Annotated in this window: 1 protein-coding gene; it reads right to left on the bottom strand. The window is 54.7% G+C overall.

Going from position 1 to position 607, the window contains the following annotated elements; genetic code table 11:
• Positions 1-93 precede the first annotated feature (93 nt).
• Entirely contained in the window at positions 94-447 is a 354-nt protein-coding gene (locus C0V97_RS18075; protein WP_127102871.1) for a helix-turn-helix domain-containing protein, read from the bottom strand.
• Positions 448-607 lie beyond the last annotated feature (160 nt).

The following is a 607-nucleotide window of genomic DNA, read 5'->3' on the forward strand; positions in this document are numbered from 1 at the left end:
CAGCACCCAGCTATAAGTCCTCCGTGAGATCACTTACAGCGCCCTCAGACAGCGACACCCACAGCAGCCCCACATAACCACTTCCGGAGGTCATCACTTGCCCTCCGGCTTCATCTCTGCTGCCTCCAGCAGCGCCTTGACCGTCACCTCAAGTTCCCTGTCACCCTCAACACCAAACAGCATGGCGTACATCACCGGGTCTCTATACCGCAGCATCCGCTTGGCAAACTCAGCCTGAGGTACCCCGTACAGATCAGCCAGTTTAAGAACGTAGGCTGGCTTAACGGGGGTCTTGCCCCGCTCCAAGTTCGACATGAACGCGGCTGTAACTCCAAGATGCTTTGCGACATCCTTGGCCATCAGGCCAGCAGCTTCACGGGCCTGTATAAGATACTCACCCCCTCGCCTACGATCTTCAAACGAGACGTTTATGCTGTAGTCAGCCACAACATCTATCCTCCTGTACGGTGCACCAGGCCAGGCCCAGTCAGATTATCAACTGTCGCCACCCTAACACCGGGAGGCGTCAAGAGTTCACTAGCTGAGTTATCAGTTTATTGAAACACCCTATCAGAGTCCTGAAGCACCTTTACAAGGCACTCTGATC

Origin of the sequence: Asaia sp. W19 (assembly GCF_003994335.1) — a bacterium.
Classification (GTDB): domain Bacteria; phylum Pseudomonadota; class Alphaproteobacteria; order Acetobacterales; family Acetobacteraceae; genus Asaia.